Raw genomic sequence first — 24,119 nt, 5'->3', positions numbered from 1 at the left:
AGAAATCCGAACCTCCCCCGGCAAGCGGCGGAGGCGGTGACGAAACAGCACAGGGGTGACGATGCCGTGAAGGATGTCCTCAAGACCGACAATCCGGTGATCCTGTCCTACGCCCGATCGGTGCTGAGCGAGGCGGGGATCGAGAGTTTCGTGCTCGATGAAGGCATGGCGTCGATGTATGGCGGGGGGATTCCCTTCGTCGAGAAACGCCTGTCCGTCGCCGACGATCACGCCGCCCGGGCCCGCGACCTGCTGGCCGAAGCGCTCAAGGACGACACGTGAGCGCGGACACCACGCTGGATCGTCTGCTCGACGGCCGGGTCGCGCTGCGCCAGTCGGCCGGAGGCTACCGGGCCGGCATGGATGCGGTCCTGCTGGCGGCAGCCCTGGACGCGAAACCCGGCGAACACCTGGTCGAGTTCGGCTGCGGGCCGGGCGCGGCCATGCTGTGTGCGGCGGCCCGCCTCGGCGAGGCGCGCTTTACCGGGATCGAAAAGGACGCCGCGGCTGCCGAACTGGCCCGCGAAAACATTGCCGCCAACGGTCTGGATCCACGCATGCAGGTGGAAACCGCGGATATTGGCAGTCTGGGCAATGCGCACCGGGCCGACCAGGTGTTTTTCAATCCGCCCTTTTTTGATGACGAGACGCGATTGCGCACGCCGAAGACGGAGAAACGCGATGCCTGGCTGAGCGGCCCGACGCCCCTGGGCATCTGGATCCGGGCCGCGGCCCGCACGCTGAAGGCCAGGGGCCGTCTCACCCTGATCCACCGCGCCGACCGGCTGGGCGACATTCTGCACGGCCTGGAGAAGAGTTTCGGCTCGGTTGTCATCAAGCCGGTCCATCCGCGCGAGGGCCAGCCCGCCAAACGGGTGATTGTCTTGGCGCGCATCGGCGGCCGGGCTCCGCTGCAGCTGCTCTCGCCCCTGTGGCTTCACGACGGGGAGGGGCATTCCGCCGAGGCGGATGCGATCCTGCGCGGGCGGGCCGTGGTGCAGATGGGCTGAGCCTCGACGGGCCGCCGCGTATCCGCGCTCCGGCCGAATGTCTGTTCCAGACCGTCCTTTCCCTGCTAAACCCGTCCCCATGCTCCTCACCGTCTTGCTCATCCTCCTGGCGCTTATCCTCTGGCTCGCCTTCCGCGGCAAAAAGACCGCCCGGCGCGATGCCGCAGCCGACGCGGCACGCAAGGCCGTGGAAGCGCGGCTCAATCCGGATGCTGCGGCGCAGCAGGATGAGGACTCGCGCGCTTGATTAGACTGGCCCCGTTGCCTAGTGTCCGCCCGATTTCTTGCCGCGTTTCATTTCGCCGGGACTACACGATATGGCCGCTTCGAATGCGCCGTCCTTCCAGGACCTGATCCTCCGTTTGCAGCATTACTGGGCGGAGCAGGGCTGTGCCATTCTCCAGCCCTATGACGTGGAAGTCGGGGCCGGCACGCTGCACCCGGCCACCACGCTGCGCTCGCTGGGGCCGCGGCCCTGGCGCGCCGCCTATGTCCAGCCCTCGCGCCGTCCCGGCGACGGGCGCTATGGCGAGAACCCCAACCGGCTGCAGCACTATTACCAGTTCCAGGTCCTCCTGAAGCCGTGCCCGTCCAACCTGCAGGACCTTTATCTCGGCTCCCTCGACGCCATCGGCATCGATCGCGACGTGCACGATGTGCGCTTTGTCGAGGATGACTGGGAAAATCCCACCGTCGGCGCCTGGGGGCTGGGCTGGGAAGTCTGGTGCGACGGGATGGAAGTCTCCCAGTTCACCTATTTCCAGCAGGTCGGCGGTCTGGACGTCGACCTTGTCTCCGGCGAGCTGACCTACGGGCTGGAACGCCTGGCGATGTATGTCCAGGGCGTGGAGAATGTCTACGACCTGGATTTCAACGGCGCCGGCCTGAAATACGGCGAGGTCTTCCAGGAAGCCGAGCGGCAGTATTCCGAATTCAATTTCGAGCATGCCGATGTCGACATGCTGATCGAGTGGTTCAAGGGTGCGGAAAGCCAGTGCATGGCGCTGCTGGACCTCGACAAGCCGCTGCCCCTGCCGGCCTATGATTTCTGTCTCAAGGCCTCGCACCTGTTCAACCTGGTCGATGCCCGCGGCGCCATCTCGGTGGCCGAACGCGCCAGCTGGATCGCCCGCGTGCGCGAACTCGCCAAGGGCTGCGCAGAAGCCTGGGTGAAGAACGAGCGCGCCGCGCTGGAGGTGGCGTGATGGTGCGGGCAGCAAACATCCTTCCCATTGATGGGGAAGGTGGGCCGAGGCGAAGCCTCGGGTCGGAAGGGGTGAATCCCGGTGTTCGCCTTTTCAAACATCTCGCCCCCACCCCCTCCACCATCAAGGGGGAGGATGGAAATTGTGCGGAGGCCGCATCATGAAACTCCCCCTTCGCGGCGGTTGTCAGTGCGGGGCGGTCCGGTTCGAGATCACCAAGCGGCCGCTGACGCTCTATGCCTGCCACTGCACCACCTGCCAGCAGCAATCCTCCTCGGCTTTCGGCCTGTCCATGCTGGTCGAGCGCGACGGGTTCCGCTTCCTCAAGGGCGGGGCCGCGGCCTTCGAGATCCCCACGGCGAGCAAGAAGAAAAAGCTGGGCCTGTTCTGCGCCAAGTGCGGCTGTCGCATCGCGCACGATACCGAGGGCCGGCCGGCCCTGTCGGTGAAGGCAGGCACGCTGGACGACCGGGCCAGGCTGAAACCGGTCGGCCATATCTGGGTCAAGTCTGCCCAGGACTGGATGATTTTCGACGAAAACGCGCTGATCTACGAAGAAGCGCCTGACGACAGCTATTACGCGCTGATGGAGCGCTGGGCGGCGCAAGAGCACGCCTCTTAACGGAAAGACGAGATGTCCGAACTCCTCTTCGAAATCTTCTGCGAGGAAATCCCCGCGCGCATGCAGCCGCGCGCCGAGGCCGATCTCGACAGGCTGGTGAGCGAAAAACTCAAGGCGGCCGGCCTCACCTGGACCTCGATGGCGACCTTCGCCGGTCCGCGCCGCCTGGGTCTGGTGGTCGAGGGACTGCCGGTGAAGACGGACGATGTGCGCGAGGAGCGCAAGGGACCGCGCGTCGGCGCGCCGGACAAGGCGGTGGAAGGCTTCCTGCGCGGCGCCGGGCTCGACAGTCTCGACAGCTGCGAAAAGCGCGAAGACAAGAAGGGCGAATTCTGGGTCGCCCTGATCGAAAAGCCCGGCCGTGCCACGGCCGACGTGATCGCCGAGGCGATCCCCGAAGTGATGAAGGCTTTCCCCTGGCCCAAATCCATGAAGTTCGGCGAGGGCGACAAGGCCCAGCGCTGGGTGCGTCCGATCCAGCGCCTCCTGTGCATCTTCGATGGCGATGTGGTCGATTTCGAGGTCTTTGGCATCAAGACCGGCAATCTCACCGAAGGCCATCGCCGCATGGGCCGCGGCCCGTTCGAGATCACGGACTTTGCGCAATACACCAAAGTGCTGCGCGAAGAGGGCCATGTGATCCAGCAGCGCGAAGAGCGCGAGGCGATCATCCTGGAGGGCGCGCGCAAGGTGTGTGCCGAGGCGGGGCTGGAACTGGTGGAGGATGCCGGCCTGCTCACCGAAGTGGCGGGCCTGGTGGAATGGCCGGTGCCGCTCCTGGGCGAGATGGATCCGGACTTCCTGGACTTGCCGCCGGAAGTCATCACCCTCACCATGAAGACCCACCAGAAGTATTTCGCGGTGAAAAGGCCGGGCGAGGCCGGCGTGACGTCGAAATTCGTCGTCATCGCCAACCAGGTTGCCCCGGACGGCGGCAAGGCCATCGCGGCGGGCAATGCCCGCGTCCTCTCGGCCCGCCTCTCCGACGCCCGCCACTTCTGGGACAATGACCGCAAGACGCCGCTCGACGAGATGGCGAAAGAGCTGTCGAAGGTGACCTTCCACGAAAAGCTGGGCACGGTGGCCGACAAGGTCGAGCGCGTCGCCGCGCTGGCGCGCGAACTGGCCCCGGTCGTCGGCGCCGATGCCGACATGGCCGAAAAGGCCGCCCGCCTGGCCAAGGCCGATCTCGTCTCCGAGATGGTCTATGAATTCCCCGAGCTGCAGGGCGCGATGGGCCGCTATTACGCCCTCGACCAGGGCGAGGCGCCCGAGATCGCCGACGCTTGTCTGGACCACTACAAGCCGCAGGGCCCGTCCGACGCCGTGCCGACCGCACCGGTCTCCGCTGCCGTCGCGCTGGCCGACAAGCTGGACACGCTGGTCGGATTCTGGGCCATCGATGAAAAGCCGACAGGGTCGAAGGATCCGTTTGCGCTGAGGCGGGCAGCGCTGGGGATGATCCGGATTTTGTTGGAAGAACGGCTCAAGATGCCTCTGCTTGATCGTGCAATTCCTAGAGCGGATTTCCACTTGGCCTCCTTCGCAGCGAAGCAAGCCGGCGGCTGGTATTTTAGTGCTCTAGGTGGAGAGGGGGGGCGAGACCTCCTCGCCTTCTTCGCCGACCGCCTGAAAGTCCACCTCCGCGACGAAGGCATCCGTTACGACGTGATCGACGCCGTCTTTGCCCTCGGCGATGACGATCTCGTCCGCGTCACGGCCAAGGCCCGCGCGCTGCAGGCCTTCCTCGACACCGATGACGGCGCGGCGCTGCTGGCCGGCTATAACCGCGCCTCCAACATCGTGCGGGCGGAAGAGAAGAAGGACGGCGAGGGCGCTTTCGAGGGCGAGCTGGAAGCCGGTTATCTCGCCGCCGCCCCGGAAGACCAGGAACGCGCGCTGATCGCCGCCGTGAACACGGTGAAGGGCGAGGCGGAACAGGCGCTGGTCTCGGAGGATTTCGAGGCCGCCATGGCCGCGCTGGCGACGCTCCGTGCACCGATCGATGCCTTTTTCGAGCACGTGACCGTTAACAGCGACGATCCCGCGTTGCGCCGCAACAGACTTTTCCTATTGTCGCAAATCCGCACGGCCGTCCGCGAAGTCGCGGACTTCGACAAGATCTCAGGCTAGACGCATCATGCTTTTCATTGCAGACAGCCTTGTTTCCGCTCATTCGCCCTGTCATCCCGGATGGAGCCTCCGCGAAGGCGGGGCGGGTTTTCCTCCCCACAAAGTGGGGAAGTGGGCCGCGGCGGAGCCGCGGGTCGAAGGGGCCCGGCGCGCAGCGCCGGGAGGGCGGTCGAGCTTGGCGCGGGCATTCCGCCGTGCTGCGCACGGCGGCCCCTCCGTCTCGCCACTTGCGTGGCGATCCACCTCCCCAACTGACATTGGGGAGGAAAAATCTCCGGCCGACATTTCAATAGGCCACGCACCCAACTCCAGGAGTTTCCAGGCATGAGCGCTGACGTGATGACCAGGACGAAATGGGTTTACGCCTTTGGCGGCGGGGACAGCGAAGGCGAAGCGGGCATGCGCGAACTGCTGGGCGGCAAGGGCGCCAACCTGGCCGAAATGGCCAAGCTGGGCCTGCCCGTTCCGCCGGGATTCACCATCACGACCGGCGTGTGCACCGCCTATTACGAAAACGACAAGGCCTATCCCGACGGCCTCGATGCCCAGGTCGAGACGGCCCTGGCCAAGCTCGAGGCCGCCGTCGGCAAACGGTTCGGCGATCCGGCCAATCCGCTGCTGGTTTCGGTACGCTCCGGGGCGCGCGCCTCGATGCCGGGCATGATGGACACCGTGCTCAATCTCGGTCTCAACGACGAGACGGCCGAGGGGCTGGCGAAACTCTCCGGCGACAAGCGCTTTGCCTATGACAGCTATCGCCGCTTCATCCAGATGTATTCCGACGTTGTTCTGGGCCTGGATCACTCGATCTTCGAGGACATCCTGGACAGCTACAAGGACGATAACGACTTCACCCTCGACACCGAGCTGTCGGCCGAGGACTGGGTCACCATCGTGGCGGAATACAAGCAGGCCGCCGCGCGCGAGCTGGGCCATGATTTCCCCGCCGATCCGCGCGAACAGCTCTGGGGCGCCATCGGCGCCGTGTTCGGCTCATGGATGACCGAGCGCGCCAAGACCTATCGCCGCCTGCACGATATTCCCGCCAGCTGGGGCACGGCGGTCAATGTCCAGGCCATGGTGTTCGGAAACATGGGCGAGACCTCGGCCACGGGGGTGGCCTTCACCCGCGACCCGTCCACCGGGGAGACGGGCTATTACGGCGAATTCCTGGTCAATGCCCAGGGCGAGGACGTGGTGGCCGGCATCCGCACGCCGCAATGCCTGACCGAGGCGATGCGCGAAAAGATGGGCGACGAGAACCCGTCGATGGAAACCGCAATGCCGGCGAGCTTCGCCGAACTGGAAAAGGTGTTCGACAAGCTGGAGCGGCATTATCGCGACATGCAGGACATCGAGTTCACGGTCGAGGAAGGCCGGCTCTGGATGCTGCAGACCCGCAATGGCAAGCGCACCGCCCGGGCGGCGCTGAAGATCGCGGTCGACATGGCGACCGAGGGGCTGATCACCACCGACGAGGCGGTGATGCGGGTCGATCCGGCCCAGCTCGACCAGTTGCTGCACCCCACGCTGGATCCCGAAGCCGAGCGCGATGTGCTGACCACCGGCCTGCCGGCCTCGCCGGGCGCGGCGTCGGGCAAGGTGGTGTTCGATTCCGATGAGGCCGAAGAGCGCCGCAAGATGGGCGAGAAGGTCATTCTCGTGCGCATCGAGACCTCGCCGGAAGACATTCACGGCATGCATGCGGCCGAAGGCATCATCACCGCCCGCGGCGGCATGACCTCCCACGCCGCCGTGGTTGCGCGGGGCATGGGGCGCCCCTGCGTCTCCGGCGCCGGCCAGATCAAGATCGATTATGCCAACCGGCAGTTCACCGTCGGCCGGCGGGTGGTGAAGGATGGCGAGACGGTTACCATCGACGGTGCTAGCGGCCAGGTCCTCTATGGTGAAGCCAGGATGATCAAGCCGGAGCTGACCGGCGATTTCGGCAAGCTGATGGCCTGGGCCGACACGCACCGGCGCATGAAGGTGCGCACCAATGCGGAAACGCCCGCCGACTGCCAGACCGCCGTCGACTTCGGTGCGGAAGGCATCGGCCTGTGCCGCACCGAACACATGTTCTTCGAAAGCGACCGTATCGCCGCCGTGCGCGAAATGATCCTGTCGAACGACCAGGATGGCCGCGTCACGGCGCTCGACAAGATCCTGCCCATGCAGCGCGACGATTTCGCCCAGATTTTCAGGATCATGGGAGATCGTCCGTGTACGATCCGTCTGCTCGACCCGCCGCTGCATGAATTCCTCCCCCACACGGAAGAGGATGTGGTCGATGTCGCCAGGGCGACTGGCCTGCCCGCCGACCAGCTACTCGCGCGCGCCCGCGACCTGGCGGAAAGCAACCCCATGCTGGGTCATCGCGGCTGCCGCCTGGGCATCACCTATCCGGAAATCTACGAGATGCAGGCGCGGGCCATTTTCGAGGCCCAGGTCGCTGTGGAAAAGGAGACGGGTTTCCAGCCGCTGGCGGAAGTGATGATTCCGCTGGTGGCCACGCCGGCCGAGCTTTCCATACTCAAGGCCCGCGTGGCCGGTGTCGCCAAGGCTGTTGCCGAGGAAAGCGGCGGCAAGCCGAAATATCTGATCGGTACCATGATCGAACTGCCGCGCGCCGCGCTGCTGGCCGGCAAGATCGCCGAGGATGCGGAATTTTTCTCCTTTGGCACCAACGATCTCACCCAGACCACGTTCGGCCTGTCCCGCGACGATGCGGGCAAGTTCCTGGGCGATTATCTCGAAGCCGGCATTTTCGAGAAGGATCCCTTCGTCTCGCTCGACAAGGAAGGCGTGGGCGACCTCGTGCGCATTGCCGCGGAACGCGGCCGGGCGGCCCGTGAAGGTCTCAAACTGGGAATTTGCGGCGAGCATGGCGGGGATCCGTCCTCGATCGATTTCTGCGAGGAGAGGGGGCTGGACTATATTTCCTGTTCGCCCTTCCGTGTTCCGATTGCCCGGCTTGCCGCGGCCCAGGCCCGCCTTCGCCGGCAGTAGAACTTGCTGAAAACAATGCGTAAAAGCGACTCCCCCTTGGTTTGGGGGAGTCATTTCTTATTTGTAATCGGGCGGTCGGGTTGACCGTAGCCGCGGCCTTCCATAGATAGCCGCGCACTTTTTCATGAAGGATTCAGGTCGAAGCTTCATGGTAGGTTCGTGACTTGCACGGATCGATTCGAGCCGTTTTGAGAGAAAGTCAGAGACCGGATGAATTTGGACGAGGCACGCAGCCAGCAGAAACAGGTCGCGACAGCATTGCACATGCTGGCGACCTTGCTGCTGTGCGCGCTGACCATACTGGTTCTCAATCTGGCGTCCGCCCGGGCGCGCGAACAGGACGAGACGCTCCAATGGCAGCGTCTGGCCCGGCACTATCTCGTGCGCGGCGATGTCGGCGAGAGCTGGGAAGCTCCGCGTGCGCTGCGCATCGCCTCGATCGCGCTGGAGGCCGACCGCGAAATGGGGGCGATCCTGACCGCCCGTTCGCTGGACGATCTGCGGACTTTCGACAGTTCCCACTTCGACACCGCGGCCGGCCTCAATGCCGAAATCGACTGCCTGGCCCGCGCGATCTACTACGAAGCGCGCTCGGAACCCTTTGTCGGCCAGCTCGCCGTGGCCCAGGTCGTGATGAACCGCGTGCGCCACCGCTCCTATCCGGATTCGATCTGCGGCGTGGTCTTCGAGGGCTCCGAACGCCATACCGGCTGCCAGTTCACCTTCACCTGTGACGGCTCGATCATGCGCGAAGCCCGCGGCCGGGCCTGGCGCCGGTCGCAGCTGGTCGCCCAGCACGCCTTCATGGGCTTCGGCCGGGATGTGACCCGCCACGCGACGCACTATCACACTGTGGCTGTCGATCCCTACTGGAACGACAATCTGGTGCGCACCCGCCGCATCGGCACCCACATCTTCTACCGCTTCCCCACCCGCCGCGAACGTGCCGCCGGTGTGGTCCGCGAACGCGACGCGTAGGCCTGCCAGCCACTTTCCGGAAACGTGTCCCGGCCTGTCCCCGTCCTTTGCATCTGGCTTGGACACGGAGACGGTTTCCGGGACGGGAGACGCGAGCTCGGTCACTTGTGCCCGGGAAAGCTCCGCGTGCGGGATGTCGATGGATGTCACGCCCAAAAACCAGACCGGTTTACCGGCGCCCGCCATTCTTCGTGTCGCTAAAGTCCCCGGACTTTTGCGATCGGCGAAACCGACCGCTCCTCATCCCGCACGCTTACGCCAGCAAGAAGTCCAGCTGCCTTCCCGCGCGGGATGGCGTGATCTCGAAGACTTCCGCATTGACGACATTTTCCGCGACGAACGGGTCCTCGCCCACGCGGGTCCGGAGTTCGTCCATCGTGGTGTTGTGGGCGAGGATGGCGCCGCCCGCATTGGGCTGAAGACTGCCCGACATCAGGAAGATGCCGTCGTCGAACCCGCGGCTCAGCCAGGCCTTGTGGCCGTCCATGAAGGCTCCGGCACGCGCCTTGTTGCCGGAAAATCTGAGCAGGATGACAAACATTTTTCAATCTCCGGGCTTTACGCCGCTTCCATTTCCGGCAGCGTTTTCGCAAATGCCTCGATGGCGCAGACACGCCCGTACCAGGCCTTGAAGTTGCCGTTGGCGGGCCGCCATCCGGCCAGTTGCAGCTGGGAAATATTGGAGGCGATGACGACGTCGGCGATGCTTGGCCGGTCGGTCCCGGCAATCCAGTCGCGGCCGTCCAGCCGCGCTTCGATCATCGGAGCGAGTTCGCTCATGCGCGCCTTGCCGCGTTCGATGGCGGCGTGATCGCGCATATGGGCGGGTGCGAAGACCGAATTGAACACGATATCGATGACCGCCTGAGCCATGCGGCTCTGGGTCCAGTCCACCCACTGGTCGATCTCGGCCCGTACCGGCAGCGCCGAGGGATACCAGTCCTCCAGACCGTGCCGGTTGCACAGATAGCGCATGATGGCCGTGGATTCGTGAATCTTCAGGCCGTCGCAGACAAGGGTGGGGACCTGGCGATTGGGATTGATGGCGAGATAGGCGGGCGTGAGATGTTCGCCCGCGTCCATGGCAACATGTTCGAGCGTATAGGGCAGGCCGGCGGCCTCGAGCAGGGTGACGACACGTCGGGCGTGCTGGGAAAAGGGGAAATGGTAGAGCTTGTACATCACGGGCATCCTGGGCGTCCGGCACCGCCCCGTGCGGTACCGTTCGCCCATTGTTCTAAGCCTGTGGCCCTGACAGCCTTGTGTCAGGAATGATGCCCGCTGGGCGCGTATTTGCCGGCGCAGCGCTCGATAGTCATTGTTAATGTCTTGTGTGAATACTGCGTGGCAAGGATAACTGCTTGGATTCGCGAGCTGCGGAGACGTCATGGCCCCCGCCGAGACCGGCAAGACACCATACCGTATCTGGCTCTGCATGAGCGACAGCAACCGCACGCGCGTGGTGTCCCGCGCGCTGGCAAAGGGTCTGGGCATGACGGTCTATATGGGGCCGACGATGGACCAGGAGGGGCCTGTGGCCCTGGTGGTTGCGGACGATGCCCACGGCAAGTGTATCGCCGAGGCGAAGACCAATGCGGCGCCGAAACAGTTCTCGCTCTGGGTGACCGGGAATGCCCGGCGCACGGGGGCCGATCTCTATCTGGATCACGACACCGATGCCGGTACGCTGACCAATGCGATCGAGGGAATGCGCGCCTATCGGGAATACCTGATGGCCGTACCCGACGATCACGATGCCGGCCTGGGGGCGATCCACACCCTGTCCGATGGTGAGTTCTCGGTGCAGACACTGGAGGAGGCGCGCGATACGGCGGTTTTCCTGGGCCGGTCCTGCCCGGAGCCATGCCAGACCTCGGTCGGTCTCTACGTATTGCTGGCCAATGCGATCGAGCACGGAAACCTGGAATACGACGCGACGGAAAAGGCCAAGGGCCTGGCGGACGGTTCCTGGTATCGCAAGCTGAGGAAGCGGATGGACGAGCCGGGCTATGCCGATCGCCGGGTAAAGCTGCGTTTCCACCGGGGTGTGCGCTCGATCTCCTTTCTTATCCAGGACGATGGAGAGGGGATAGATGCGGAAACCGCTGAAATGGCCAATCCCGCGCGGGCGGGCTATCGCGGCAAGGGCATCAAGCTGGCCAGGTCGATGGGCTTTACCCAGGTCAACTATCTCGGCGTCGGCAATACCGTGGAAGCCTCCATCCTCCTGCCGCCGCGCGACGGGGACGACAAACCCCTTCGAGAGATGGCCCGCGCGTGATGCTGCGGCGATGAATGCGGCCTGAACCCGTTGCTCATGCCCGGCTAATCCGGTGTGCGCCATGCTCCTCGCGACAATCGAGGAGGTCTTCATGTCCCGCACTTGCCTGAAAACCCTGGCCGCCGGCGCGGCGGCCGTGACGATGGCCCTGGCATCCGCCGGCCAGGCGGCCGCCCAGACCGTGCCGTCGCACAATGGCGTTCGCGGTATTCCGCTGGACAATGGCGCCGCGTGCGGGCTGCAGTATTACGGCTTCTACCGCTCGGGGCCGCTGCTGGCGAAGGCCGGTCCGGGCCAGCACGGACGCTATCGCCTGGTGATTCAGCGGCGCGGTGCGGGCAATGACGTCCTGGCCGACCTGGAAGGCCGTTTCGACAGCCGGGGCCGGGCCGAGGCGGTGCTGGCCGAATCGCAATTGCAGCGCCATTTCCTCGCCATGCATCGGGGTCCGGCCCTGGGGGGCGGACAAATCGATACGCGCCGCATCGTCGCCCGGCTCGACGTGTTCGACATGCGCGGCCGCCTCACCTGTTCGACGGATCAAGTCGACGCGATATCCATCGGCGCGATGGCACCGACCTATGGCGGGCGGGGTCCGTCTCCAGCGCCCGTGCCCAATGCCGGGCCGGCCGGTTTCCGGCCTGCACCTGCGGACCGGTTCTGATCCGTCGTTTCACATCCCTCCACTGATGGCCCGAAGCACGCGCTTCGGGCTTTTTCTTTTCCAATCAGCGGCAAGAGGGTGCTGAGCGGTTGTTCATCCGGCTGACCGGAGTCTGAACGACGCACTCAGCATCCACTCATGGCCTGTCCCTTAAACCGGATCCCAGGCTTCGATGCATTGGGCGTCGGCCAGCCAGAAGGAGTATCGACTATGAAAACCCGTCTTCTCATCGCCAGCGCCCTCGCGGCGGTTTCGGTTCTCGGAACGGTCGGCGTGGCCGAAGCGCAGTCGCGCAACCGGGTGAGCATTGCCCAGCAGGGCTACAACAACGACATCGCCGGCCGCCAGTCGGGCTACCGCCAGCGCATGGTGATCAACCAGTACGGCCAGCGCCAGTATGTGACCGTGATCCAGGACGGTGCGCGCAATGGCACCACGGTCGGCCAATACGGCCGCTACAACGAGGCCCATGTCGACCAGTACGGCCGCAACAATGACGCCGTTGTCGGCCAGCAGGGTCGCAACAACTACGCCACCAGCGTGCAGACCGGCAATCGCAACATTTCCGGCGTCTCGCAGATCGGCCGCAACAATACCGCGGTGACCGACCAGTACGGCTACAACAACGCTGCCGGCGTGATCCAGGTCGGCAATGGCCAGAGCGCCAATGTCCGCCAAACGGGCAATGGCAATGTGACCCTGGTGATCCAGGGCGACCACTAGGCCCGGGGCCGCGGCCGGGCGGCGTGCTGTGCCGCCCGGAACCGCGGGCTTCAGGCCAGACAGCAAAGGAGGCTGTCATGAGCTTTAAACTTGCATCCCTCAGCTCGCTGCTGGCCGCATGCGGCGTCTGGTTCGCCACCCAGGCGGACCAGGCTCCGGATAGCGCCCGGCTCGCCGAGCTCGAAGCCGGTCAGGCGTGCGGGATCGATGTGTCGGAGACCGAGGACGGTCTCCTGCTCACCGCCTGGAGCGCCGCGGAAATCTCGGACAGCTGGCGCATGGTTGTCACCCAGTCCGCCGGGGCGGGCGGTTTCGATATCGTCCAGAGCGGCGAGGTCGACGGAAACGGTCCGGGCGCCGTGGTGGTGTCGGACATGCTGGTCGACACCGGCGCCGAATTCTCTGCCCGGCTGACCACCTGGAACGCCGCCGGCGAAACGGTCTGCCGCTATGGGGGTAGTGCCATCTGACCGGTGCAGTATCTGCGCAAACGGCCTGGATCCGCCGATCCGGGCCGTCTTGTTTGCACCAGGAGCAAGCCCCGTTTTCGTATGGCCCTCATTCGCTTGAACGAAAGGCCTGCGCCGCCCATCTCTTCCGGCAGTCAATCCGGGAGAGAGTTGATGTCCATAACCCTGTCCAGCCTGGCCAAGACCCAGCTCGACCAGACCTACCGCGCCCTTGGCATCATTCTGAGCAAGGGCGAGGCGCATGCGTCGGAGTGTGGCGTCGAGGAAAGCGTCTATCTGAACTGGCGGCTGGCCGCAGACATGTATCCTCTGACCCGGCAGATCCAGCTGGTCAGCGATTTCTCCTATCGCGGCCTCGCCCGGCTGGCCGGCGTGGAACCGATGTCCATGAGCGATGACGAAGCCACGTTCGAAGCCCTGCGCGCCCGTATAGACAAAGCCCGCGAAGCGGTCTGGGCGCTCGATCCGGCGGCGATGGATGCCGACCCGCAGGGCTCGATCACCTTTCCCGCCGGACCCGGCCGCGAGCTGACAACGCCGCGGCAGACCTATGTTCAGAACTATGTTCTGGCCAATACGATGTTCCATGCCGCCACGGCCTACGACATCCTGCGCAATATCGGCGTGCCGCTGGGCAAGGCCGACATGATGGGTATGCCCGCCCGCTAGCGGGCGGCGGCCCGGGCGGTTAGTGTGATATTCGCCCGCAGGGAGGATCGCATGCTGACACCGGCCGCCGCCGCTCTTGCCATCATGGCCGCTCAGGAAACCGGTGCCGTGGAGGCGTTTCAGCCGCAGGGTTTCCGCACCACGATTGAGGTCGAGATAGACGCACCCGTGGCCGAGGTATTCGAGGCTGCGACGGGGGATGTCACAGGCTGGTGGGATCATTCCTTTTCCACGGATCCGGCGGAAATGGCCATCGAACCCGTCGTTGGCGGCCGTTTCTACGAGCGGTTCGAGGCCGGCGCCGATGACGGGGTGTTGCACGCCCGTGTGATCTACGTGCATGCGCCGAATGAACTTCGCCTCAACGGTCCGCTGGGTCTGTCGGGCCGGGCGGTCGATCTGGTGACCAGCTGGACGCTCAGCGAGGCCGGAGAGGGCGAGGCGACCCGGTTCGGGATCGCCCTGGCGATGACGGGCGAGATCGATGCGGAGCTGGCCGGCGTGGTACGCTCGGTCTGGGTGCATTTCATCGAAGGGCGCCTGAAACCCTATGTCGAGGCCGGCTGCCATCGCGCGCCGGATGCGCCCTGCGCCGCGTTCGCGGAATAGGCGAGGGGCCTTGGCGGAGACGCCGGGCCGGCCTATGTCGATAGTATGAGCAGCGCCACGCATCCGCCGACGGATCTGCCCCTCTTCCCGCTGGGCGGGACGATACTCCTGCCCGGCGAACGCCTGCCGCTGAACGTGTTCGAGCCGCGTTATCTCAACATGATCGACGATGTCCGCCGCGGTCCCGGCCATATCGGCATTATCCAGATCCGCCCGGGCGGCACGCCGGAAAAGCCAACGCTTGCGGGCATCGGCGGGGCCGGGCGGGTGGACCATTTCGAGGAGACCGGCGACGGGCGCTACCTGATCACCCTGACGGGGGTCAGCCGTTTTGTCATGGTCGAGGAGCTGGAGCGGGCGACCCCCTATCGTGTGGCCCGGGCCGATTATGCGCCTTTCGCCCACGATCTGGAGCCGCGCAGCGAGATCGAGGGCGATCGGGACCGGCTGGTGCGCATGCTGCAGGCCTGGTTCCAGAACGAGCATGTGGCGGCGGACTGGGAATCGGTGGCCGAGGCGCCGCTGACGACGCTCGTCGACCAGTTGTCCATGGTTGCGCCCTTCGGGGCGCAGGACCGTCAGCGCCTGCTCGAGGCGGCGGATACGGCGGCGCGCCTGGGCGAGATGGAGGCGATCCTGGCCGAACGCCTGGCCGGCGGGGCGGACGGGCCGGTCCAGTAGAGCGTCTAGCCGCCGTCCAGGATGTCGCGCAGCCAGTTGCGGGCCTCCGCTCGCGAACGGAAAGCCATGCCACTGCCCCCCATTTCGGCGTGATATTCCAGCACCCGGTCGATCAACGCATCCTGGTCCTCGCGGCCGATGATGGCGATGACCCTGCTGCGGGTGAGGCGGGCGATGACGCGCGCACGTTCCTCCCATTGCCCGGCCTGGAAATGATAGCGGGCGCCGCGCACGTCGAAGAGAATGCCGCGGACCGGGGAGGCGGCCAGGAAGCTTTCGAAGGCCCGGCGCGGATCGGTCCCGGTCGAGGGCGTGCGGTCGCCTTCGGTGCGCATTTCCAGGATGTCCCCGTCGATGCGGATATCGAAGCCTTCCATGGAATAGGCTTGTATGACCACGCGATCCCCTCCGCGTCCAACGGGCCGACCCCCCCGAGGCGGGCCGTTGTAAGCCCAATCGTGCCGGGAATGTGGCAGCGACGCAAATTAAAGCAATTTCAGGCGCATACCTGCCTTGTCTCAACGGGTAGCTCCATCCTCCGGCCGGGCGCGCAGGCAGGAACAATTGCGCATTTCCCCTGCGCACAGGGCCTCCAGCCAGGCGTCCAGCGCATCCGACAGGATACGCTGCTGCGGCCAGTTCATCTGAATGGCGACCGTGCGCAGCCGGCGCTTCTGTTCGGCGGTCAGGCGAACCTCGGCCCGTGCCGCCCGGTCGACACCGGCATGCGGGTCCTCGCCCGGACCGGGCCGGGCGACGCAACAGCCTTTCGCACCCGGCCCGGCATCCTCGTCGTGTTCGGGCCGGCCGGGGGGCTTGCGCGCGAAGAGCGGCTGCGGCGCGGGCGTGAGTTCGACATCGCGCCGGTCGGCCTGGCGCGGCGCGGCATTGTCGGCATGGCCCGCTCCGGTGAAACCGGGCGGCACGGCCGGTGCGGCTTCGCCCTTGCGGGCCAGCAGACCGGCATGAAGACTGGCATACTTGGCCATGATTGCGTGTCCTCCCGTCTCCCGGATCAGGCCGTATGGCGACGGCCGAAGGGCTGGTTCCCCCGGCGCCGGTCCGGCTGTCCCTTGGGCGGACCGAGATCGGCCTGGCGCCGCTCGGTTCCGTCCCAGTTGGTGTTCGACGCCTCCGGCGCCGGTGCCCCCGCACCCGTGCCGAAGCGCGGCGGCTGGCCGGGCAGGGCATAGCCGGGCCGCTCCTCGATCGGTGTCGGGGCCTCGCCCTCCTCGTCCAGGCCGGGCATGCCGGCGCTGGCGGGGGTGAGGATGTCGTCCTCGAAGGTCCGCCGCGGCGGGCGCGACAGCATGTCCAGCCTGTCGCCGCGCAGGCGCCGCAGCCGGTCCTCGAAATAGCGCCACAGGCCGGCCACCTCCCGGGCGGACGGGCCGGTCTCGTTGACCTCGCCCACCGTGCGCCCGTCGATCATGGAGGCGGCGAAATCGACCCGGTGATGCAGCGTCACCGGCGCCACGGTGCCGTGCTGGGAGAGTGCCACAGCCGTCTCGCCCGTGATCCGCGCCCGCGCCGTGGCCGAATTGACCACGAAGACCAGCGGCTTGTCCTGCATCTGCACGATGTCCACGGTCGGTCCGACCGCGCGCAGATCGTGCGGGCTGGGCCGGGTCGGCACCACGACGAGATCGGCGTGGGTGATGACTTCCGAAATCGTCGAGGTGACCGCCGGGGGTGTGTCGATGATGATCAGCCGGTAGCCGGCGTCTTCGAGAAAGCGGATATCGCGCGACAGGTCGGGCACGGAAATCTGGGCGAAGGCCGGCGTCTCGCTGGCCCGGGCATTCCACCATTTCGCCATCGAACCCTGCGGGTCGGTATCGATCAGCGCCACCGGACCGGCGCCGGCGCGTCCGGCCTCCACGGCCATGTGGGCGGACACCGTGGTCTTGCCGGACCCGCCCTTCTGCGAGGCGAAGACCACCACCTGGGTCCCGCGCCGGGTGTGCTGCTCGGACATCGCTCACCTCTCATGCCGGCCCGGAACGGCCGGCCCCTGGTGCATCCATGTGCCATGAAACCAGCGATGTCTTGCCCGCCGGATAAGCCGGGCCGCGCGATTTGAGGCGAATTTGCCTTGCGTTTTAGGCGATTTGCGGGATTTTCGGGTTGGCGCGGCGCCCCGGCCCGGCCCACAATGCCGCCGTAAGCAGGGAGCCCGCCCATGATCTCGCCCGAGCATGTCCGCCTGATGGCGCGCTATAACCGCTGGCAGAACCGCAGCCTCTATACCGCCGCCGCCACGCTGGACGAGGCCGGACGCCGCGCCGACCGGGGCGCCTTCTTCGGCTCCATCGACGCCACGCTGGGCCATCTCCTGTGGGGCGACCGGATCTGGATGTCGCGCCTGGCCGGCACCGAACCGCCGAAGGAGACCTCGATCGCGCAATCGACGAAGGAGGGCGGCGACTGGGACGGGCTCTGTCTCGCCCGGGCGGCGCTGGACGCGGCCATCCTGACCTGGGCCGACACCCTCACCGAGGCGGAGATCGCGGCGGATCTGCACTGGTTTTCCGGCGCCCTCCAGCGCGACATGATCACGCCGCGCTGGATCTGCATTACCCACATGTTCAACCACCAGACCCACCATCGCGGCCAGGTCCACGCTATGCTCACCGCCGCCGGCGCCAGGCCGGAGGACACGGATATCCCCTTCATGCCGGAGGATGTGTGAGCGGTCAGCGCGGCGACCATCCGGGCGGATAGGCGGGGCGCTGCCCGGCATCCGGGTCCGGCAGGGGCGGGGGGATGTCCGGGTCGACGAAACCGCGCCACCAGCGGGCGCGCGCCCAGCCCGGCCCGGGGTGCGGCGCGTCGGGATCGACCCGTGTGCCGATTTCCGGATGCGCCCGCAACAGCGCCAGTTCCTGCTGGTACCAGGGATCGGGCGTGTCGTCAGGGGGCAGCGTCTCGGGCAGGGGCACGGTGTCCAGCGGAATCCGGCCGTCCTCCACCAGGCCGAACAGGCCGCCGGGATGCCCCCATCGCTCGATGTTCGGCGCAATGTGAAAGCGCGTCCATTGCCGGTAGATCCTGAAGCGAAGCGCAGCCCGCAACTCCGCGATGGTGCGGGGATCCTCCATGTCCGCCGCCTCGTTATCGTCCGGCGGGCCGCCGCGCCGGCGGCGTGTGTCGAAGCTTCCTCCCGGTCTCATGCGCGTTTCCTCCCCTGGTGTTTGTCGCGGACAGTGCCCAGCATCGACGTCTCCACGGCGTATTGGCCTGGAGGTGTGTGTGAGGCGTGCGGGATGCCGGTCAGGGCCGTCCGTTACGATTATGTGTGGTCCTGGCCGTCATCCCGCACACGGAGATTTCCCCTCGGCTCTCGCCTCGGTTACCAGACAGGGCAGGTAAAACGGTCTGGATCGTCAAACATGCCGCCGGACCTCCCTGTAGCCGTGCCGGGCCGGACGGCGGTCAACCCCGCCGGACGAGCACGCTCCGCAATCCCGGCACCCCCGGACTGACCGGTCCGGGCCTCGAGTGGTGACGGGACGGCGGGGAGTATGCGCGGGCCCGTCCGGGCGGGGACAAGTTTTTTGAGGGCCGCCCGCGCAGCCGCCTGCCATCGGCGTTCCGGGCCCCGCCGTCCCGGCCGCGCGGCGGGATAAGGGGGCGGCCACAGCCCGGCTTTCGCCAGAACGCCGGTTTTCTTCCGGATAGGCGCAAGGCGCCGAGCCGGGATCTACTGAGCGATCGCCGCGCTCGCTTTCGGCCATCGTCGGTCCCGGACAGCGCGGTCGCGCTTCCGGGAGAAAGGCGTTTTGTAGAAATGAGAAGTGACCCGGCGTGGCGGATGTTTGCCGACGGACAGGGTATGCCACATTTGGACTGTTCCTTACAGTTTAGACGATTCGTGCATTTGTTAACCTCGGCGTAATGTGCAATTAGTAGTTGATGCACTGGGGAGGGGGGCGTGCAATCGTTCGGCGGTGATCATACGAAGCGGAAGCTTGAAGCGCTTGAAAGGTATCTCGACGCTTTCACCACAGCCCTTAGCAAGCAACCGCTGAAACTACACTATTTCGACGCGTTCGCCGGTACTGGCACCGTGGAGATTTCGAAGAGCGTTGTTGATGCTAAGCGCAAAGCAGGCCAGTCCTCGTTAATACCGGAGGATGACGCCAACGCCGTGATCCAAGGGTCGGCCACACGCGCGCTACAAACTAGGCATCCGTTTGATAGATACAATTTTGTAGAGCTCGATCCGAGAAAAATCGGGGCACTTAAAGATCTGCTATGCGGCCACGAAAGGTACGATAGGTGCCAGTTTTCACAGCAGGACGCGAACGCTGCTCTCTTGAAATGGGTTGGCGAAACCGAATGGAGTGCCAATCGAGGCATAGTGTTTTTGGACCCGATGGGGGGACAAGTGCACTGGGATACTGTAGACGCAATTGCCCGAACTGAGGCAATCGATTTGTGGTATTTGTTTCCTGCTTTTTTATGTGTTGATCGACAGATATCCAGAAAAGGGATAGTACACCCAACAGCGGTTCAATCACTAAATCGAATTTTTGGTGGAGAACATTGGAGGGATCAGCTAATTCAGCGCGAAGAGCGCAGAGACTTATTCGACAATCCCATTCAGGTTAATAAGAAGCTATCGACGCCAGTGAAGGTCACCGAGATAATGATTTCTCAGATGAAGAGCATCTTTAAAGGAGGTGTCTCGGATAGGTGGTTGCCTCTGGGGCGCGGGGGTTCGCATTGGTACTCACTACTATTTGCTTGTTCGAACCCAAGTCCCAAAGCGTCCAAATTAGCGCTAAAATTGGCTCGTGAGGTACTGAAGTAGTGGCCGGCTCTTCTGACATCGAATGGACTGATGCGACATGGAACCCGGTTGCCGGGTGTCGCATCATGAGCGCGGGTTGCACCAATTGCTATGCAATGAGAATGGCCGCGCGTTTGGAGGCGATGGGGCAGCGCCCCTACCAAGGCACGACAAGGAAAAGCGGTCAGCGTCATGTTTGGACTGGGGCCGTCTATTTGAACGAAGCTGCACTGGACATTCCCAAGTCGTGGCGGAAGCCGAGATTGGTATTCGTTAACTCGATGTCGGACCTCTTCCAGGATGCAGTGCCATTTGCCTATGTGGATAGGGTTTGGGAAGTCATGGCCGCTACCCCCATTCACACCTATCAGATTCTCACGAAACAGCCTGAGCGAATGAGGGAGTACTTGGCTCAACGCGACGGCCAAGCGCTACCTAACGTCTGGGTTGGCACGTCGGTGGAGGACGAGCGAGTAAAAGGTCGGGTCGATGATCTTCGGGCCTGTGAGGCTACCGTACGATTCATCTCATTTGAGCCCCTAATCGGGGCAGTCGGCTCCGTAGATCTCACAGGCATCCACTGGGCGATTGTAGGGGGAGAATCCGGGCCTCGGGCGCGCCCGATGAGCGAGCTGTGGGTGCGACAGATTTTTGATCAGTGCGACCGGCAAAATGTCGCCTTTTTCTTCAAACAATGGGGCGGCGTGAATAAGAAAAAGACTGGGCGTGAGCTCGATGGCAGAACTTGGGATGAAATGCCACCATTGGCGATTACCGAATAGCCTCACTCCCCCCTCAACCCCATAATCTCGTCCCGCAGCTTCGCCGCGCGCTCGAACTCCAGATCCGCCGCAGCCTCGCGCATCTGCTTCTCCAGATCCGCGATCACCGCCGTGATGTTCTCGCCGCCCTCGAGCGCGGCCTGACCGCGATCCGACACGCCGGCCGGCTTGCCGCTGGCCTTCCTGCCGCGGCCCTTGCTCGCCACGCCGCGGCCCTTGGCCTGGCTTTCCATCACCTCTTCCAGGATGTCGGAGATGCCGCGGGTGATGGTGGTGGGGGTGATGCCGTGTTCCTCGTTATAGGCGATCTGCTTGGTTCTCCGGCGGTCGGTTTCGTCCATGGCGCGCTGCATGGAACCGGTGACCCGGTCGGCGTAGAGGATGACCTTGGATTCCGAATTGCGGGCGGCGCGGCCGATGGTCTGGACGAGGGAGGTTTCCGATCTCAGGAAGCCTTCCTTGTCGGCGTCGAGAATGGCGACGAGGCCGCATTCGGGGATGTCCAGGCCCTCGCGCAACAGGTTGATGCCGACCAGCACGTCATAGACGCCCAGGCGCAGGTCGCGGATCAGTTCGATGCGCTCCACCGTGTCGACGTCGGAGTGCATGTAGCGGACCTTGAGGCCCTGTTCGTGCATGTATTCGGTGAGGTCCTCGGCCATGCGCTTGGTCAGCGTGGTGACCAGGGTGCGCAGGCCCTTTTCCGCCGTGGCGCGGGCCTCGTCGATGACGTCATCGACCTGGGAGGCGCCGTCCTTGGCGACGGGGCGCACCTCGACCGGCGGGTCGATCAGGCCGGTGGGGCGGATGACCTGTTCGGTGAAGACGCCGCCGGTCTGGTTGAGCTCCCAGGAGCCCGGCGTGGCCGAGACGGCGATGGTCTGCGGGCGCATCGCGTCCCACTCCTCGAATTTGAGGGGGCGGTTGTCGAGGCAGGAGGGCAGGCGGAAGCCGTGGTCGGCCAGGGTCTTCTTGCGGTTGTAGTCGCCCCGGTACATGGCGCCCAGCTGCGGGATGGAGACATGGCTCTCGTCGGCGAAGACGAGGGCATCCTCGGGCAGGTATTCGAACAGGGTGGGGGGCGGCTCGCCCGGCTTGCGGCCGGTGAGGTAGCGGGAATAGTTCTCGATGCCGGCGCAGGAGCCGGTGGCCTCGAGCATTTCCAGGTCGAACTCGGTGCGCTGCTGCAGGCGCTGGGCTTCCAGCAGCATGCCCTCGGCCTCCATCCAGGCGAGGCGTTCCTTCAGCTCTTTCTTGATCTGCACGATGGCCTGGTTGAGCGTCGGCTTGGGCGTGACATAGTGGGAATTGGCGTAGAATTTCACGCTCTTCAGGTCGGCGATGGCCTTGCCGGTGAGCGGGTCGAATTCGGTGATCGCCTCGACCTCGTCGCCGAAGAAGGCGATGCGCCAGGCGCGGTCGTCATAGTGGGCCGGGAAAACCTCCAGATTGTCGCCGCGCAGGCGGAAGGTGCCGCGGATGAAGGCCTGGTCGTTGCGCGTGTACTGCAGGTCGACGAGCTGGCGCATGACCTGGCGGGGATCGATCTCGTCGCCGGGCTTCAGCTCGAAGGTCATGGCGGTATAGGTCTCCACCGAGCCGATGCCGTAGATGCAGGAGACCGAGGCGACGATGATGACGTCGTCGCGCTCCAGGATCGCCCGCGTGGCGGCGTGGCGCATCCGGTCGATGGCCTCGTTGATGGAGCTTTCCTTCTCGATATAGGTGTCGGTGCGGGGCACATAGGCCTCGGGCATGTAATAGTCGTAATAGGAGACGAAATACTCCACCGCATTGTCCGGGAAGAAGCTCCTGAATTCGCCGTAGAGCTGGGCCGCCAGCGTCTTGTTGGGCGCCAGGATCAGGGCCGGGCGCTGCACCGCCTCGATGATCTTGGCCATGGTGAAGGTCTTGCCGGTGCCGGTCGCGCCCAGCAGGACCTGGTCGCGCTCTTCGGCCCGGAGCCCCTCGACGAGTTCGGCGATGGCGGTCGGCTGGTCGCCGGTGGGCTGGTATTCCGAGACGCACCGGAAACGCAGCCCGCCCTCGGACTTTTCCGGACGGTCGGGCCGGTGCGGCGTCCAGGCGGCCGGCACGTCGGGCATGTCCCGGTCCAGCACGAAATCTTCCGGAACCGTCAGCGTGTCGTCGAGGGTGAGTTTGGTCATGGCCGTGAATATGCGGCGTCGCGGCGGCCGGGGCCAGAGGGTGCGGTGCGCTCCCTGCCAGCGTTGTGTCAGCAGCGGGCAGCGACGAGATCATACGGAATCACTCCCCGGTCACCGGGCGTTAAACATGTTTCGCATAATATGAGCTTCGACATTCGATGGAGGAGACCATGTCAGTCCTGGGCGATGCAGCCATCAATATTCTTCTGGTCGACGATAGCCGTCCGGTTCGAACCGTCCTGAAGACGCTGCTCTGCGGCCTCGGCGTGACGCGGATCTACGAAGCGGAAAACCGCGAGGAAGCCTTCATCATGGCGCGGGTGTGCCGCCCGGATCTGGCGATCATCGATTACGACCTGGGTGCCGAGACCGGTGTGCAACTGGTCGCCGCCTTCCGCGATGCCGCGCAGAGCCCGATGCCGGAGCTGCCGCTGATCCTCCTCTCGCCGACCGGCCAGGACCATCTCACCGCCGGAGCCCGCGAGGCCGGGGTCGACGCGATCCTGCCCAAGCCGGTCACGGCCCGCATGCTGGGCGACAAGATCGCCGAGCTGACGGGCGAGGCGGATGCCGGGCTTCACACGGTCGAGCGCAAGCAGGCCTAGCCGCCGAAACGCCAGACGAGACCGAGCCGTGCGCCACTGGCTTGGCCGCCGATCTCGAGCTGCGTATCCGGATCGGGCATCAGCGTGCGCGCGTTCAGGAATTCCCGGCGAATATCGAGAACCAGCATGGCGTGGCGGCTGACCGCCACGCCGAGTCCCCCGCCCAGCGTGAAACCGTCCTGGTCCAGAGACCGGGAAAATCCGGTCCCGGCGATCTCGCCCTGCGCCGTGAGTGCGGTCCAGGTCCAGCCGGCCGAGCCGTAAACCAGACTGCCCTCGCCGGGCGCCCAGCCCGCCTGCAGTACGAGGTGCAGACTGTCGTCGCGGCGTAGCGAGACCGACCCGGCGGGCCCGTCATCGAAGGCGCCGGTGGCACGCGCATCCTCCAGAACGAAGCCGGCCTCTCCCCGAACGCCCCAGTGCCATCGCCCGTGCGCCGCCATCCAGCCGGCCGCGATATCGAGCGCCGGCGCGTCAAGACTTGTCCCGTCCAGGCTTGCCGATCCGGCCCCGACCACCGACACGGTGAGATCGGCCCCGTGCGCGGTCTGCCCCACGCCGATACCGAGAAAGGGACCGTCGGCGCCGGTCTGTGCGGGCAGGCCCTGCGCCACGGCGCTGCAGTCCAGTGGCAGGCTTGCGAGCGCGAGGCAGGGGAGAAGGAAGGAAGGGCGAAAACGCATGAAGGACTCCGTCACGAAATTGCTATCGCCCA

At 65.2% G+C, this 24,119-nt stretch carries 26 protein-coding genes and 1 pseudogene; 19 read left to right on the top strand and 8 right to left on the bottom strand.

Annotated elements, in window-relative coordinates; all coding sequences use genetic code 11:
• Positions 1-36: 36 nt before the first annotated feature.
• The 8 genes from Q1U94_RS13625 to Q1U94_RS13590 all read left to right on the top strand — a co-directional run bounded on the left by Q1U94_RS13625 (position 37) and on the right by Q1U94_RS13590 (position 8,957).
• Entirely contained in the window at positions 37-282 is a 246-nt protein-coding gene (locus Q1U94_RS13625) for a DUF2007 domain-containing protein (RefSeq protein WP_300545687.1), read from the top strand.
• Positions 279-1,010 carry a methyltransferase gene (locus tag Q1U94_RS13620; RefSeq protein ID WP_300545685.1) on the top strand — a complete coding sequence of 244 codons (732 nt, stop codon included), beginning with the start codon at positions 279-281 and terminating at the stop codon, positions 1,008-1,010. The genes Q1U94_RS13625 and Q1U94_RS13620 overlap by 4 nt, the downstream gene beginning before the upstream one ends.
• Before the next feature lie 79 nt (positions 1,011-1,089).
• Entirely contained in the window at positions 1,090-1,257 is a 168-nt protein-coding gene (locus Q1U94_RS13615; protein WP_300545683.1) for a hypothetical protein, read from the top strand.
• Positions 1,258-1,327: 70 nt separating this feature from the next.
• Positions 1,328-2,215 carry a glycine--tRNA ligase subunit alpha gene (locus Q1U94_RS13610; protein ID WP_300545681.1) on the top strand — a complete coding sequence of 296 codons (888 nt, stop codon included), beginning with the start codon at positions 1,328-1,330 and terminating at the stop codon, positions 2,213-2,215.
• 160 nt (positions 2,216-2,375) lie between these two features.
• Positions 2,376-2,837 (top strand): GFA family protein, encoded by a 462-nt coding sequence (locus Q1U94_RS13605; protein ID WP_300545678.1) that lies wholly within the window; start codon positions 2,376-2,378, stop codon positions 2,835-2,837.
• Between the two features lie 12 nt (positions 2,838-2,849).
• Positions 2,850-4,970, top strand: a complete 2,121-nt coding sequence (gene glyS / locus Q1U94_RS13600) for a glycine--tRNA ligase subunit beta (protein ID WP_300545675.1) — start codon at positions 2,850-2,852, stop codon at positions 4,968-4,970.
• Between the two features lie 324 nt (positions 4,971-5,294).
• A complete protein-coding gene (gene ppdK / locus Q1U94_RS13595) occupies positions 5,295-7,979 on the top strand; it encodes a pyruvate, phosphate dikinase (RefSeq protein ID WP_300545672.1) in 2,685 nt (894 codons plus the stop codon).
• Between the two features lie 210 nt (positions 7,980-8,189).
• Positions 8,190-8,957, top strand: a complete 768-nt coding sequence (locus tag Q1U94_RS13590; protein WP_300545669.1) for a cell wall hydrolase — start codon at positions 8,190-8,192, stop codon at positions 8,955-8,957.
• 253 nt (positions 8,958-9,210) lie between these two features.
• Here Q1U94_RS13590 and Q1U94_RS13585 read toward each other — a convergent pair whose 3' ends face one another.
• The gene (locus Q1U94_RS13585) at positions 9,211-9,498 is read right to left on the bottom strand and encodes a hypothetical protein (RefSeq protein WP_300545667.1); all 288 of its coding nucleotides are present in this window, start codon (positions 9,496-9,498) and stop codon (positions 9,211-9,213) included.
• Between the two features lie 17 nt (positions 9,499-9,515).
• Entirely contained in the window at positions 9,516-10,139 is a 624-nt protein-coding gene (locus tag Q1U94_RS13580) for a glutathione S-transferase family protein (protein ID WP_300545665.1), read from the bottom strand.
• Between the two features lie 205 nt (positions 10,140-10,344).
• On the opposite strand from Q1U94_RS13580, the gene Q1U94_RS13575 reads away from it, so the two are divergent.
• The 7 genes from Q1U94_RS13575 to Q1U94_RS13545 all read left to right on the top strand — a co-directional run bounded on the left by Q1U94_RS13575 (position 10,345) and on the right by Q1U94_RS13545 (position 15,054).
• On the top strand, positions 10,345-11,238 hold the full coding sequence (locus Q1U94_RS13575) for a hypothetical protein (RefSeq protein ID WP_300545662.1): 894 nt from the start codon (positions 10,345-10,347) through the stop codon (positions 11,236-11,238).
• Positions 11,239-11,299: 61 nt separating this feature from the next.
• Positions 11,300-11,902, top strand: coding sequence for a hypothetical protein (locus Q1U94_RS13570; RefSeq protein WP_300545660.1), 603 nt, complete (start codon positions 11,300-11,302; stop codon positions 11,900-11,902).
• 210 nt (positions 11,903-12,112) lie between these two features.
• Positions 12,113-12,625, top strand: coding sequence for a curlin-associated protein (locus tag Q1U94_RS13565; RefSeq protein ID WP_300545657.1), 513 nt, complete (start codon positions 12,113-12,115; stop codon positions 12,623-12,625).
• Positions 12,626-12,702: 77 nt separating this feature from the next.
• Positions 12,703-13,095, top strand: coding sequence for a curli-like amyloid fiber formation chaperone CsgH (csgH, locus tag Q1U94_RS13560; protein WP_300545654.1), 393 nt, complete (start codon positions 12,703-12,705; stop codon positions 13,093-13,095).
• A 153-nt stretch (positions 13,096-13,248) separates the two neighbouring features.
• Complete coding sequence (locus Q1U94_RS13555) at positions 13,249-13,764, top strand: DUF1993 family protein (protein WP_300545652.1); 516 nt, start codon at positions 13,249-13,251, stop codon at positions 13,762-13,764.
• A gap of 51 nt (positions 13,765-13,815) precedes the next feature.
• Complete coding sequence (locus tag Q1U94_RS13550) at positions 13,816-14,373, top strand: SRPBCC domain-containing protein (RefSeq protein ID WP_300545650.1); 558 nt, start codon at positions 13,816-13,818, stop codon at positions 14,371-14,373.
• Between the two features lie 45 nt (positions 14,374-14,418).
• On the top strand, positions 14,419-15,054 hold the full coding sequence (locus Q1U94_RS13545) for an LON peptidase substrate-binding domain-containing protein (protein ID WP_300545647.1): 636 nt from the start codon (positions 14,419-14,421) through the stop codon (positions 15,052-15,054).
• Positions 15,055-15,059: 5 nt separating this feature from the next.
• Here Q1U94_RS13545 and Q1U94_RS13540 read toward each other — a convergent pair whose 3' ends face one another.
• From Q1U94_RS13540 to Q1U94_RS13530, 3 genes and pseudogenes are all read right to left on the bottom strand, one after another.
• Entirely contained in the window at positions 15,060-15,452 is a 393-nt protein-coding gene (locus Q1U94_RS13540; RefSeq protein ID WP_300545645.1) for a hypothetical protein, read from the bottom strand.
• A gap of 120 nt (positions 15,453-15,572) precedes the next feature.
• Positions 15,573-16,043, bottom strand: coding sequence for a hypothetical protein (locus Q1U94_RS13535; RefSeq protein ID WP_300545642.1), 471 nt, complete (start codon positions 16,041-16,043; stop codon positions 15,573-15,575).
• 350 nt (positions 16,044-16,393) lie between these two features.
• Positions 16,394-17,032, bottom strand: a pseudogene (locus Q1U94_RS13530) (ParA family protein); the annotation flags it as partial.
• Positions 17,033-17,236: 204 nt separating this feature from the next.
• Between Q1U94_RS13530 and Q1U94_RS13525 the strand changes: the two are divergent.
• Positions 17,237-17,746 carry a DinB family protein gene (locus Q1U94_RS13525; protein WP_300545637.1) on the top strand — a complete coding sequence of 170 codons (510 nt, stop codon included), beginning with the start codon at positions 17,237-17,239 and terminating at the stop codon, positions 17,744-17,746.
• 4 nt (positions 17,747-17,750) lie between these two features.
• Here the strand turns inward: Q1U94_RS13525 and Q1U94_RS13520 are convergent, their stop codons facing one another.
• Positions 17,751-18,227 (bottom strand): hypothetical protein, encoded by a 477-nt coding sequence (locus tag Q1U94_RS13520; protein ID WP_300545634.1) that lies wholly within the window; start codon positions 18,225-18,227, stop codon positions 17,751-17,753.
• Positions 18,228-18,988: 761 nt separating this feature from the next.
• Between Q1U94_RS13520 and tcmP the strand changes: the two genes are divergently transcribed.
• The gene (gene tcmP / locus Q1U94_RS13515; RefSeq protein ID WP_300545632.1) at positions 18,989-19,870 is read left to right on the top strand and encodes a three-Cys-motif partner protein TcmP; all 882 of its coding nucleotides are present in this window, start codon (positions 18,989-18,991) and stop codon (positions 19,868-19,870) included.
• The gene (locus Q1U94_RS13510) at positions 19,870-20,631 is read left to right on the top strand and encodes a DUF5131 family protein (RefSeq protein ID WP_300545629.1); all 762 of its coding nucleotides are present in this window, start codon (positions 19,870-19,872) and stop codon (positions 20,629-20,631) included. Before tcmP ends, Q1U94_RS13510 begins: the two co-directional genes overlap by 1 nt.
• Positions 20,632-20,633: 2 nt before the next feature.
• On the opposite strand, the gene uvrB is transcribed toward Q1U94_RS13510, so the two are convergent.
• Positions 20,634-22,736, bottom strand: coding sequence for an excinuclease ABC subunit UvrB (uvrB, locus tag Q1U94_RS13505; protein ID WP_366917295.1), 2,103 nt, complete (start codon positions 22,734-22,736; stop codon positions 20,634-20,636).
• Between the two features lie 233 nt (positions 22,737-22,969).
• On the opposite strand from uvrB, the gene Q1U94_RS13500 reads away from it, so the two are divergent.
• The gene (locus tag Q1U94_RS13500; RefSeq protein ID WP_300545625.1) at positions 22,970-23,404 is read left to right on the top strand and encodes a response regulator; all 435 of its coding nucleotides are present in this window, start codon (positions 22,970-22,972) and stop codon (positions 23,402-23,404) included.
• On the opposite strand, the gene Q1U94_RS13495 is transcribed toward Q1U94_RS13500, so the two are convergent.
• Complete coding sequence (locus Q1U94_RS13495) at positions 23,401-24,087, bottom strand: outer membrane beta-barrel protein (protein ID WP_300545622.1); 687 nt, start codon at positions 24,085-24,087, stop codon at positions 23,401-23,403. The two genes, Q1U94_RS13500 and Q1U94_RS13495, sit on opposite strands and share 4 nt — an antisense overlap.
• Positions 24,088-24,119: the final 32 nt, after the last annotated feature.

It is taken from the genome of Maricaulis sp., assembly GCF_030149515.1.
In the GTDB taxonomy this organism is placed as follows: Bacteria; Pseudomonadota; Alphaproteobacteria; order Caulobacterales; family Maricaulaceae; genus Maricaulis.
Note: the sequence above shows the minus strand (reverse complement) of the source record. Positions and strands in the feature narration are given on the sequence as shown.

What these genes read in the sequence shown, in the direction of transcription:
- Q1U94_RS13615 (WP_300545683.1), top strand. Translation starts at nt 1,090, where the DNA reads ATGCTCCTCACCGTCTTGCTCATCCTCCTGGCGCTTATCCTCTGGCTC.
- Q1U94_RS13610 (WP_300545681.1), top strand. Translation starts at nt 1,328, where the DNA reads ATGGCCGCTTCGAATGCGCCGTCCTTCCAGGACCTGATCCTCCGTTTG.
- Q1U94_RS13605 (WP_300545678.1), top strand. Translation starts at nt 2,376, where the DNA reads ATGAAACTCCCCCTTCGCGGCGGTTGTCAGTGCGGGGCGGTCCGGTTC.
- glyS (WP_300545675.1), top strand. Translation starts at nt 2,850, where the DNA reads ATGTCCGAACTCCTCTTCGAAATCTTCTGCGAGGAAATCCCCGCGCGC.
- ppdK (WP_300545672.1), top strand. Translation starts at nt 5,295, where the DNA reads ATGAGCGCTGACGTGATGACCAGGACGAAATGGGTTTACGCCTTTGGC.
- Q1U94_RS13590 (WP_300545669.1), top strand. Translation starts at nt 8,190, where the DNA reads ATGAATTTGGACGAGGCACGCAGCCAGCAGAAACAGGTCGCGACAGCA.
- Q1U94_RS13585 (WP_300545667.1), bottom strand. Translation starts at nt 9,498, where the DNA reads ATGTTTGTCATCCTGCTCAGATTTTCCGGCAACAAGGCGCGTGCCGGA.
- Q1U94_RS13580 (WP_300545665.1), bottom strand. Translation starts at nt 10,139, where the DNA reads ATGTACAAGCTCTACCATTTCCCCTTTTCCCAGCACGCCCGACGTGTC.
- Q1U94_RS13575 (WP_300545662.1), top strand. Translation starts at nt 10,345, where the DNA reads ATGGCCCCCGCCGAGACCGGCAAGACACCATACCGTATCTGGCTCTGC.
- Q1U94_RS13570 (WP_300545660.1), top strand. Translation starts at nt 11,300, where the DNA reads ATGCTCCTCGCGACAATCGAGGAGGTCTTCATGTCCCGCACTTGCCTG.
- Q1U94_RS13565 (WP_300545657.1), top strand. Translation starts at nt 12,113, where the DNA reads ATGAAAACCCGTCTTCTCATCGCCAGCGCCCTCGCGGCGGTTTCGGTT.
- csgH (WP_300545654.1), top strand. Translation starts at nt 12,703, where the DNA reads ATGAGCTTTAAACTTGCATCCCTCAGCTCGCTGCTGGCCGCATGCGGC.
- Q1U94_RS13555 (WP_300545652.1), top strand. Translation starts at nt 13,249, where the DNA reads ATGTCCATAACCCTGTCCAGCCTGGCCAAGACCCAGCTCGACCAGACC.
- Q1U94_RS13550 (WP_300545650.1), top strand. Translation starts at nt 13,816, where the DNA reads ATGCTGACACCGGCCGCCGCCGCTCTTGCCATCATGGCCGCTCAGGAA.
- Q1U94_RS13545 (WP_300545647.1), top strand. Translation starts at nt 14,419, where the DNA reads ATGAGCAGCGCCACGCATCCGCCGACGGATCTGCCCCTCTTCCCGCTG.
- Q1U94_RS13535 (WP_300545642.1), bottom strand. Translation starts at nt 16,043, where the DNA reads ATGGCCAAGTATGCCAGTCTTCATGCCGGTCTGCTGGCCCGCAAGGGC.
- Q1U94_RS13525 (WP_300545637.1), top strand. Translation starts at nt 17,237, where the DNA reads ATGATCTCGCCCGAGCATGTCCGCCTGATGGCGCGCTATAACCGCTGG.
- Q1U94_RS13520 (WP_300545634.1), bottom strand. Translation starts at nt 18,227, where the DNA reads ATGAGACCGGGAGGAAGCTTCGACACACGCCGCCGGCGCGGCGGCCCG.
- uvrB (WP_366917295.1), bottom strand. Translation starts at nt 22,736, where the DNA reads ATGCCCGACGTGCCGGCCGCCTGGACGCCGCACCGGCCCGACCGTCCG.
- Q1U94_RS13500 (WP_300545625.1), top strand. Translation starts at nt 22,970, where the DNA reads ATGTCAGTCCTGGGCGATGCAGCCATCAATATTCTTCTGGTCGACGAT.
- Q1U94_RS13495 (WP_300545622.1), bottom strand. Translation starts at nt 24,087, where the DNA reads ATGCGTTTTCGCCCTTCCTTCCTTCTCCCCTGCCTCGCGCTCGCAAGC.